The organism is Leucobacter fengyongliangi, assembly GCF_050971685.1.
In the GTDB taxonomy this organism is placed as follows: domain Bacteria; phylum Actinomycetota; class Actinomycetes; order Actinomycetales; family Microbacteriaceae; genus Leucobacter.
Genome location: NZ_JBPCEU010000010.1, coordinates 119,137 through 129,881 on the forward strand (window position 1 = coordinate 119,137; position 10,745 = coordinate 129,881).

7 protein-coding genes are annotated in these 10,745 nt (G+C 63.8%); 4 read left to right on the forward strand and 3 right to left on the reverse strand.

Annotation, left to right across the window (positions count from 1 at the left end):
* Positions 1 to 124: 124 nt before the first annotated feature.
* Both ACR0R4_RS09175 and ACR0R4_RS09180 read left to right on the forward strand, forming a co-directional pair.
* On the forward strand, positions 125 to 844 hold the full coding sequence (locus tag ACR0R4_RS09175; protein ID WP_433647057.1) for an IclR family transcriptional regulator: 720 nt from the start codon (positions 125 to 127) through the stop codon (positions 842 to 844).
* Positions 845 to 1,054: 210 nt separating this feature from the next.
* A complete protein-coding gene (locus ACR0R4_RS09180; RefSeq protein ID WP_433647058.1) occupies positions 1,055 to 2,974 on the forward strand; it encodes a thiamine pyrophosphate-binding protein in 1,920 nt (639 codons plus the stop codon).
* Positions 2,975 to 3,101: 127 nt separating this feature from the next.
* On the opposite strand, the gene ACR0R4_RS09185 is transcribed toward ACR0R4_RS09180, so the two are convergent.
* On the reverse strand, positions 3,102 to 4,475 hold the full coding sequence (locus ACR0R4_RS09185) for an MFS transporter (protein WP_433647059.1): 1,374 nt from the start codon (positions 4,473 to 4,475) through the stop codon (positions 3,102 to 3,104).
* A 386-nt stretch (positions 4,476 to 4,861) separates the two neighbouring features.
* Positions 4,862 to 7,333 carry a DEAD/DEAH box helicase gene (locus ACR0R4_RS09190; RefSeq protein WP_433647060.1) on the reverse strand — a complete coding sequence of 824 codons (2,472 nt, stop codon included), beginning with the start codon at positions 7,331 to 7,333 and terminating at the stop codon, positions 4,862 to 4,864.
* A gap of 191 nt (positions 7,334 to 7,524) precedes the next feature.
* Between ACR0R4_RS09190 and ACR0R4_RS09195 the strand changes: the two genes are divergently transcribed.
* Both ACR0R4_RS09195 and ACR0R4_RS09200 read left to right on the forward strand, forming a co-directional pair.
* Entirely contained in the window at positions 7,525 to 8,310 is a 786-nt protein-coding gene (locus tag ACR0R4_RS09195) for a fumarylacetoacetate hydrolase family protein (protein ID WP_433647061.1), read from the forward strand.
* Complete coding sequence (locus ACR0R4_RS09200) at positions 8,295 to 9,131, forward strand: HpcH/HpaI aldolase family protein (RefSeq protein ID WP_433647062.1); 837 nt, start codon at positions 8,295 to 8,297, stop codon at positions 9,129 to 9,131. The genes ACR0R4_RS09195 and ACR0R4_RS09200 overlap by 16 nt, the downstream gene beginning before the upstream one ends.
* A gap of 255 nt (positions 9,132 to 9,386) precedes the next feature.
* On the opposite strand, the gene ACR0R4_RS09205 is transcribed toward ACR0R4_RS09200, so the two are convergent.
* Positions 9,387 to 10,664 (reverse strand): integrase catalytic domain-containing protein, encoded by a 1,278-nt coding sequence (locus ACR0R4_RS09205; protein ID WP_433645643.1) that lies wholly within the window; start codon positions 10,662 to 10,664, stop codon positions 9,387 to 9,389.
* Positions 10,665 to 10,745: the final 81 nt, after the last annotated feature.

The following is a 10,745-nucleotide window of genomic DNA, read 5'->3' on the forward strand; positions in this document are numbered from 1 at the left end:
TCAGCCATCCCAGGGTATCCGACACGTGTCCAACACCCCGAGCATCTCCGCACTTGCTCCAACGAACGAGTGGATCACGGCTCGGCGGTACAGCATCTCGACTCGGCTCCGCCAGAATAGAGGCATGACGTCCACACCCGCAGTTGCCGCGCCCACCGCGGGATCACAGACCCTCGACCGCGGCCTTCGCGCACTTGAGGTGCTTTCCGAAACTGGTGCACCGATGACCATTGCCGAACTTGCAGAGGCACTGGGGGTGCACCGTTCGAGTGCGTACCGCATTCTGCGCACGCTCGAAGATCACCGGTTGGTGCTGCGTGACGAGGCCGGGCAGATCCGCCTCGGCCCCCGCCTGGTTACCCTGGCTCGCGGAGCCGCTCCGCGACTGAACGAAACGGCGTTGCCTGAGATCACCGAAATCGCGAACATGTTTGGTGTCACCGCCTTTATTGCGGTGCTCGATGACGATCAGGTCATCACACTGATTAGTGTCGAACCGGCACACAGCCATGCCTCGGTCACGCAACGACCGGGTGCCAGGCACTCTGCGCTCTACGGCGCGACGGGGCACGCCATCGAGGCATCGCTCACGCCCCGCGAGCATCGCGCTGCGTTCCGGGGTGCCCCCCTCACCGAAGCGGCACTGGAAACCCAAGCACGCGGCTACGCACTCAGCGAGAACGAGGTGATTCCTGGGTTGACCGGCCTTGCCGTGCCCTTGCGGGTCGAGGGCGAGCCACCAGCGGCTCTCGCGATCGTGCAGATCGGGATGCATCGCGAGCTAGAAACGCTCGTTGCGCACATGCTGGCCGCAGCCGATCGCATCGCCCGCGACCCGAGATAGCACCTCCAGAGCCTCTTTTTCCTCCTTCCGCATCTGCCGTCACCGGTGTTTCACTGGCGGGAGGGCATCCCGAAGAGTTAGACTCTTGAGGTCCAGACCGGCCCGCTCTCGCGGCGCACGGCCGGGAAGGCGCTCGAAAAAGGGGCGCTGCTGCCGTTCTCGGCGAGACATACACGGAATCCCGTACCTACGTCTCTCCAAGGAACCGTCATGTCTGCTTCATCCGCCGTATCTTCGCACCCCTCGCTGCCACTGCCGCCTGCGCAGACCCCGGACGCGCCGCACGTCCCACGTCCCACACTGACACAGTCACTCGCTGCCGCGCTCGCTCGGCACGTGCACCACGCGTTCGGACTGATGGGGAATGGCAATGCCCACCTCATTGACGCGCTCGGGGCGTACGGCATCCCACTGACCGAGGTGCGACACGAAGCCGCGACCGTCGCTTCAGCCGACGCGTTCACCCGCGTTTCCGGCAAGCTTGCCATCGCCACCACGACCTACGGGGCCGGCTTTACCAATGCGTTGACCGCGCTGGCCGAGGCTGCCCAGGCCCGCACCCCCTTGCTGTTCGTAGTCGGCGACGCTCCCACGAGCGGTCCCCGACCGTGGGACGTCGATCAGGAGATGCTTGGCGCCGCCATTGGGGTGCGGTCGTATCTCTTGAGTCTCGAGAATCCAGGTGACATGGTGGATCGCGCTGCCGCCGCCGCACTCCGCGGCCGCCGGCCAGTGATCCTCGGCATTCCCTACGACCTGGTCGCGTCGCCGGTCACGCGCGATGTCGTGGCGGGCATTTCCGTCGACGGGGTCACATCCCCCGCCTTAGATTCGGCTGCGTCGCTGGCTGACGAGGAGATCGACCTCAACGATCCCGAGGTCATCGCCTCACTCATTTCTGCAACGCTGCCCGCCGCGTCCGAGGCAGCTTCGGCCGAATCCTGGGGATCCGACAGCTCCACCGCTGCCGATTCGCCCTCACTCACCTCGATCGACCCGGCAGACCTGCAGACTGCGGTGGGCGCGCTCGCGGGGGCCAAGCGCCCCGTCGTCCTCGCCGGCCACGGGGCCTGGCTCGCGGGGGCCGGCTCGCGACTGGGCACCATCGCCGACAGGCTCGGCGCGCTGACTGCGAGCACCGCGCTTGCCCGTGGCATCTTCCCCAGGCCCGAGTACGATCTTGGCCTCACCGGCGGATTCGGCCAGGACCGTGCCATGTCGAAAATTGCCGAAGCGGATGTCGTGCTGGTGGTCGGCGCGAGCCTGAATCAATTCACCATGCGGTTCGGCGATCTGCTCGGCGAGGGTGCCACGGTGATACGGGTTGATCTCGACCAGGTCGCGCCCCCGCGCACAACCCACCCGATCACACACGTGTTCCTTCGCGGTGACGCGAGCACAGTCCTCGATACGCTCAGCGCGCACCTCGCGAACGCACGCAACTCGCCCAGCGGGTGGCGCGAGAGCGTCGCCGGGCTTGAAGCCGGTGGCGCGCTGCGCGCGCTCGACACCGGCTCGGGGGATGCCGAGGGCCTCCTTGCCGACGGCAAGCTCGATCCACGCGCGGTCGCGGCTCGGCTGGCCGAGTTGCTGCCTGAAGACCGCCACGTAACGAGCGACGGCGGCCACTTCATTGGCTGGGCAAACATGTTCTGGCCGGTCGCTTCCCCTGAGCGCATGATCATGGTCGGCACCGCGTATCAGACCATCGGGCTCGGGCTTTCGACCGTGGCGGGGGTGGCTGCCGCGTGCCCCGAGAGCACCGTGGTGCTGACCACCGGCGATGGTGGCGGCCTGATGTCACTCGCCGATCTCGAGACCGCGATCCGCACCACTCAGCGCTGCGTCATCGTGGTGTGGAACGACGGGGCCTATGGTGCCGAGGTGCACCTGTATGGCCGGATGGGGCTCGACGAGGCGCCGATGCTCATTCCCGAGGTGAACTTCGCGGGCCTCGCGAGCGCTCTCGGCGCCACTGGAGTTCGGGTGGATCGCCTGTCCGACCTCGCCGCACTCGATGCGTGGCGCGACGCTGGCGGCACGGGAACGATTCTCCTGGATTGCCGCATCTCTAGGTCGGTCGTCGCACCCTACCAGCACGAGATCCTGAAGGTCAACGGGGTGAAGTGACTCCCCCGGCTCCCGGCCCCACGCCTGCGCGAGGGGACTGGGGGGGCTTGTGGCCACCTGCACGAACGCGAGGGTAAAGCTCAAGAAACTCAAGAAGCTCAAGAACCTCAAGAACCTGGAATCTTGGCTAGGCGGCCTTCTCCCAGATGAAGTGACCCTTCTCCTGCGCCTCCTGATTTTCGGCACCGAGTGGGATACCGGTGCGGTCGCGCAACACGAGGGTCGCCACGAATGCGATCACCATCACGGCCGCAATGTAGAAGGCCACCGCCGTCGCCGAACCCGTCGACGCGACAAGCCACGCCGCGATCATGGGCGCGAACGCGCCACCGAGAATCGCGCCGATGGCGTAGGTGATCGAGACACCGGTGTAGCGGATCGAGGCGGGAAACAATTCAGCAAAGTACGCCGCCTGCTGCCCGTAAGTGAAGCCGTTACCGATCGCGAAGAGCGACAGGCCGAGGAACATCAGCCACACGTTGCCCGTGTTCACGAGCGGAAACAGGATGAAGATGACCGCGAGGAACGCGATCCACCCGAAGATGTACGTCTTCTTGCGTCCGATTCGGTCAGAAATCGTGCCCGCGGCAAAGGTCATAATGAGCCAGACGACGGATGCGCCAGCTACCGCGAGTAGAACGGGTGTGCGCTCCATCCCGACAAGCCCGCCGTCTGCGAGGGGCATGGTGGCGTAGTTCTGGATGTAGCCACCGGTTGTCATGTACCCTGCCGCATTGTTCCCAGCGAAGGTCAGCGCGGCGAGCACGACGAGTAACCAGTGCTTGCGGAAGAGCTCGACGATGGGGATCTTGGTCTGCTCCTTGCGCTCGGAGATCTCAGTGAAGACCGGGCTCTCCTCAACAGCACGGCGCACGATGATGCCGACGACGATGAGCACGAAACTCAAGAGGAAGGGCACTCGCCAGCCCCACTCAAGGAACTGCTCTCCGGGCGAGATAACGCCCGTCATGAGCGCGAGCACCCCCGATGCGAGGAGGAGGCCGATGGGCACGCCGATCTGCGGGAAAGCACCCATGCGGCCGCGTTGCTCGGTGGGGGCATGCTCGACGGCCATGAGCACCGCGCCACCCCACTCGCCGCCGGTGGACAGGCCCTGCAGGATGCGCAGCGCCATGAGCAGGATCGGTGCCAATATGCCGACCTGATCGTAGGTGGGGAGAACACCGATGAGGGTAGTTGCCGCGCCCATCAGGATCAGGGTGATCACGAGCATGGACTTGCGACCGATGCGGTCGCCGAAATGGCCGGCGAGGAATGCGCCGAGCGGGCGGAAGAGGAAGCTGACACCGACCGTCGCGAACGCAATGATGGTCGCGGCCTGAGGGCCGGCGGGCTCAAAGAAGAGCTTCCCGAAGACGAGGCCGGCGGCGCTCGCGTAGAGGAAGAAGTCGTACCACTCGATGGTGGTGCCGATCACGGTCGCAGCGGCGACCCTGCGCAACTCGCGCGGGTTGGCGGCCTTCGCAGATGTTTGTGACATGAGGCTGTCAGACTCCCTTGTCTCGATGAAGTGAAAATATATTTAGATTCAAATAACGAATTTGCTTCGCAATATATGGAACCCACTCACTTTAGCCGCTCGAAACGCAAATGTCATATTGACGAAACAGGCGGGCAACACACTCTCGCATGTTGCCCGCCTGTTGGGAAGACCTAAAGTGCCACCGACCCACCTGAACTCGGCCGGTACTGTCCATAGCGGCCAGCGCCACCCCGGTCGACATACACTCGCGGGCACCGGTTCGGGGTTGAGGGGCTGAAGGCCGTCTCGGTGCCGCAGGTCGTCTCCGGCTAGTCGCCCACGCACACAGCAAGGGGCGGGCGTCCACCAATCGGTGAGATGCCCGCCCCTTGCTGTGTTCAGAACTACCAGCGCGGCTTACGCGGCCCGTCGTTACGGGTGTCGCGGCTGTTGCGATCGCCGTACCCACCGTCGCGGCTCGGGCGCTCGCCACCGGCGCGATTGTCACGCTGCGGTCGCGCATCGCGGGTGTAGCCACTCCCACGAGTGTCGCGGTCGTTGGAACGCGGGCGATCGTCGCGGTTGTACCCGCCACCACCGGTACCACTGCCGCCACGATCGTTGCGGTCGTTGTACCCGCCACGGTTGTCGCGGTTGTAACCTCCGCGGTCGCCGCCGCGATCATTCCGGTCATAGCCCCCGCGGGAATCGCGGCCACCGCTTCCGCCGCGATCGTAGCCGCCACCGCCACCTCCGCTGCGCTGACCGCCGCGGTCAGCGGTGAGCTCGATGAGCTTGCCGCTGATACGGGTCTGCGCGAGGCGGGAAAGCTGCTCCCTCGAGAGGTTCTTGGGAAGCTCTACGAGCGAGAAGTCGTCGCGCACCTGGATTCGGCCGAAGTCGTCTCGGGTGAGCCCACCCTCGTTTGCGATCGCACCAATGATGTGGCCGGGCTGGATCTTCTGGCGACGACCCACTTCGATACGGTACATCTGCAGGTCATCACGACGCTCGCGGGGCCCGCGGTCTTCACGAGGGGCCCGGTCGCCACGGTCGCGGCCTCCGCGGGAGTCACGATCGTCTTCGAGGAACTTGGCGGCCTGAACGCGGTCGCGCTGGAACTTCCTGTCGTCTTCGCTCGTGAGCAGCAACGGGGTGTCGCCCTGCGCGACGATGGCAAGTGCGGCGGCCACGTCGTTCTCGGGAACGTCGTGGTGCTCGACGTAGTGCGCAATGATGTCGCGGAACTCGTCGAGACGCGAGGTCTCGGTGAGCGCCATCGTGATCGCATCGTCGAACCTCGACAAGCGGGTCGCATTGACCTCGTCGACGCTGGGAAGCGCCATCGGGGTCAACGGTTGCTTCGTGGCCTTCTCAATGGCGGTCAACATGCGACGCTCGCGCGGGGTAACGAAGCTGATTGCGTCGCCCGTGCGGCCTGCGCGACCCGTGCGACCGATCCGGTGCACGTACGATTCGGTATCAATCGGCAGGTCGTAGTTGACGACGTGACTGATGCGCTCGACATCAAGACCGCGAGCGGCGACGTCGGTGGCAACGAGAATATCAAGTTGACCCGACTTCAGCTGCTCCACCGTGCGCTCGCGAATGTTCTGCGGAACGTCACCGTTGATGGCAAGTGCTGAGTAGCCGCGCGCGCGCAGCTTCTCGGCGACCTGCTCGCTGTCGCCGCGAGTACGGGTGAACACAATCATGCCGTCGAAGTCTTCGACCTCAAGCACCCGGGTAAGCGCGTCGAGTTTCTGCATGTACGAGACCACAATGTAGCGCTGCGTGATTGTCGCGCTCGTCTGCGTCTTCCCAGCAATCTTGATTTCTTGCGGGTCGTTCAGGTACTGCTGTGAAATGCGGCGGATCTGTGCCGGCATGGTTGCCGAGAACAGAGCAACCTGCTTCTCCTTGGGCGTATCGGCAAGGATCGTCTCGACATCTTCAGCGAAGCCCATCTTGAGCATCTCGTCAGCCTCGTCGAGCACCAGGTACTTGATCTCGGTGAGATCGAGCGAACCCTTGTTTAGGTGATCCATGATGCGGCCGGGAGTACCCACCACGATGTCAACGCCACGACGCAAAGCGCTGAGTTGCTGGCCATAGGCCTGGCCGCCGTAGATCGGAAGCAGGTGCACCTCGGGGAGGTGCGCGGCGTAGCTCTCAAACGCCTCACACACCTGCAGCGCGAGTTCGCGCGTCGGTGCAAGCACCAACGCCTGGGGCTTTCCCTGGCCAGGCTGAATGCGCGAAAGGATAGGGAGGGCGAACGCCGCGGTCTTGCCGGTGCCAGTCTGCGCCAGGCCAACAACGTCGCGGCCAGTCAGGAGTACAGGAATCGTGGCTTCCTGAATTGCCGAGGGAGCCTCGTAGCCCAAACCCTTCACTGCCTTGAGCACGCGGGCATCAAGGCCAAGCGTGTCAAAACCCGGGCGGACCTTCTCCACGGGTTCGGCCTTTTCGACCTTCTCAACCTTTTCGGTCTTGGTGATCTTTTCGGCCTTCACGGTCTCTGCAGGTGCGTCGGCGCCTGGGGTGTTTTCGTCGTGCGCGGGTACAGACGCGCTCGCAGGGGTCTCGGTGGGTTCGGAAGAGTTGGGAGCCTCGGTGACCAAAACCGCAGGAGCCTCAGGGGCATCTTCTGCGTGTGCGGGTGCATCGGGAACTTCAGGGGCCGCTTCTGTGAGAGCGACCGCGGCGGGCTCTGCGGTCGCCGCGACGGGCGCCTCAGATACCTCGGCTTGCTCGGGTGAAGCTTCAGTCAAAACTTCAGCAGGGGCTACTACTGCAGCCTCAGAAGTCTGGATTTCTTCGGAAGTTCGTGGCTCCCGATCGCTGTCTTGCATTGTGTTATCGGGAGTATTCATCACTTCATCCTACCGCGACCTGGACAAATTGCGCTGTGAACCAGCGAACCGGGCGGTTTCGAGGCCTGAGCACGGCTTGAGCGCCGCGTGAGCGATGGGGCGCACGGGTCACCGGGATCCACCCGGAACTCTCGCGAGCGAGCCGTGGATCGTATACGATCGACAGCACACCCGACAAAAGTGGAGGCCCAGTGCTCGATCAGACGCAACGTGAAGCCATCGCCGCCGAATTGGTGCAGGCCGACATCGACCGCACCATTCTGCCGCGACTGACTGCCCGATACGACGGCATGGAGGTCGAGGATTCGTACGCGATCCAGAAGATCTGGTCGGATCGGCGCATCGAGGCGGGTGCACGCCTCGTCGGACACAAGATCGGGCTGACCTCGAAGGTGATGCAGGTCGCCACCGGCATTACGGAGCCCGACTATGGCGTGATCCACGATGACATGATGTTTGAGTCTGGCTCGGTCATCGAATTCGACCGCTTCTCGAACGTGCGTATCGAGGTTGAGCTCGCCTTCGTGCTTGCCAAGCCGCTTGCTGGCCCCAATGTCACCCTCTTCGACGTGCTTGACGCGACCGCCTACGTCGTGCCTGCGCTTGAGGTGCTGAACTCACACCTCGAACTGGAGGGTCGCACGATCGTCGACACGATCAGCGACAACGCCGCGATGGGCGCAATGGTGATCGGCGGCCGCCCCATGAAGGTCGACGACATTGACCTGCCCTGGGCTTCGGCGATGCTCTATCGCAACGAGACCATCGAGGAATCGGGCGTGGCGGGTGCTGTGCTGGGCAACCCCGCCATGGGAGTAGCCTGGCTCGCAAACAAGCTCGCGCAGCACGGGCAGACGCTTGAGGCGGGTGAGATCATCCTCGCGGGCTCGTTCACGCGGCCCATGTGGGTATTCAAGGGCGACACCGTGCACGCCGACTACGGCACCCTGGGGTCGGTGACATGCCGATTCGCCTAGAGCTTCCGTCCACACTCGCGCAGCGTCTTGCCGCGAGCGAGCGCCCCCTGATCGGCCTGTGGGTGTGCTCGGGGAGCGCCGTCGCCGCAGAGATCGTTGCCGGCAGCGGCACCGACTGGGTGCTACTCGATGCCGAACACTCCCCCAACGGGCTGGAGTCGACGCTCGCGCAGCTCTATGCGATGAGCGCCTACCCGGTGGCTCCGCTGGTGCGACCGCCCTCGGGCGACACTGTGCTGATCAAGCAGTTCCTCGACCTGGGTGCGCAGAACCTGCTGATCCCGATGGTTGACACCGCCGCACAGGCCGAAGAGATCGTCCGAGCCGTGCGCTATCCCCCGGCCGGCGTGCGCGGGGTGGGGTCGGCGCTCGCGCGATCCGCCCGCTGGAATCGCGTCGAGGGCTACCTCGGGCGCGCGAACGAGACGATCAGCCTCACCGTGCAGATCGAGTCGGCGACGGGGCTGTCGAACGTGGAGGAGATTGTTGCGGTCGACGGGGTCGACGCGATCTTCGTCGGGCCCTCCGATCTCGCCGCATCGATGGGGCTGCTCGGGCAGCAGTCGCACCCCGACGTGGTTGCGGGAGTGCTGCGCGCGATCGAGGCGGGTGCGGCCGCCGGCAAGCCGGTCGGTGTCAACGCGTTCGTGGCTGCCGATGCCGAGCGCTACATCGAGGCCGGTGCCGCGTTCGTCGCGGTGGGAGCGGATGTTGCGATGCTCGCACGCCAAACCGAGGCCCTGGTGGATCGCTTCATCCCCACAGGCTCCGCGTCTGCGGCCGCTCCGGGAGCAGGCTCCACCCCCCGCGCCTCGTACTGAAACACGCCGCGTCGCGGCGGTCGGCATCTGAGCCCGCACCACTGGCCCCAACACCGTGACAATCGGCACCGCTAGAACTTCGGAGATCCACACACCTTCGGACGAATACCCGTGAATTGATCCGAAAACAGGCGGGTCTCCGAAGTTGTAGGTGGGGTATTTTTCACAACACCCAGGCGATCCGTAGTGCCTCATGTCAAGATGATCGCGTAGTTCATCTTGTGCCTCACATAGATTGATCGCGTAACCCCGCGTTCAAGCCGAGCGGAGTTTCACCCCGCCCGACTGTCGCCCGCGCCGTCGTCTCTTCGATTCTTCGACCTCGGCCGTCAGGACCTCGGTCTTCCACCCGGCTTTGGTCATGAGCATGCCCTGATACCTGACAATGTCACGGCTCAGCTCGACCGGGTTGAGCTTCGCATACGTCTTTTCTAGCTCTCGCGTTTGCTGCAGGGAAAGTATGCCGGACTCGAGTAACCGCTCATACGGGGTCCGGGGAGCGTCATACACTCGCCGCCTACGCCCTTGCCCATCAGCTTCCCACCCCACTGGTTTCTTCGTGGGCGTGAAGAAGTTCATCTTCAGCATCACGACATGCCAAAGCCGTTCGAGGACTTCTCGTTCGTCGGTGGTGTCGTAACGGTAGTAGAAGCCGTACTTACGGACGATGTGGTTGTTCTTTGATTCCACGACCGCTTGATCGTTCTTCTTGTATGGCCGAGACCTCGTGAAGAAGATCTTTCGGCCGCGGGCCCATTCAACGACTTTGTCGTTGATGAACTCGCTCCCGTTATCGCAGTCCAACCCGGCAATCGCGAACGGTAACGCAGCCTCGAGACGCTCGAGAGCTGTGATCATGTGCACGCGCGCGTTGTTCCGCAACACTTCCAGGTGCGTCCACCCGGTGTGCACGCAGGTCGCGGTGAGGGTCCTCGCGAACTCGCCTTTCAGTGTTGGGCCGCAATGCGCGACCGTGTCGCACTCCATGAATCCCGGCTCGTGTTCTGCCTCGTCGCCCGCTTTCCGGATCGTGATCGAGGTACGTAGCAGCGCGCCAGAGCGGGTGGCCGAGATCCCTTTCAGATCGAGTGCTCGCCGGTGCTCTTGCAGGTAGCGATCGATCGTCGCGGCGGACATGCGTAAGAGCTCGGCACGCACCTCGGGACTGTAGTCGTGCTTACCATTGCGGAGCTCACCATGGGCTTCGAGCTGGGGGATCCACGCGGGGATCATCTCGTGCATATATTTCCCGCACGGGTACATCATGACCTTCCACAGCCACACCAGCACCCGTTTCGATGCTGCAGAGTACGTCGTTGGGCGGTGACGGCGACGATCGAGCTGGGAGACATTCTTCACGCCCAAATGCGGTCTGGTGAGATAACGCCTGGCTGACACCCGAGACAGACCGGTGGTTGCGCAGAACTGATCCAGAATCTTCGATTTCTCGGACCTGCTCGCGGTCTTATAGGCCTGTTTGAGTTGTTTGGTGACTTCGATTCGTGTCGGCACTGACACCACACCCTTGTTCATACCGGTTCAGCGTAAGAGTATGCGATCAAAGTATGTGAGGCACGACTCGGGCTACGCGATCAATATACGTAAGGTACGCCG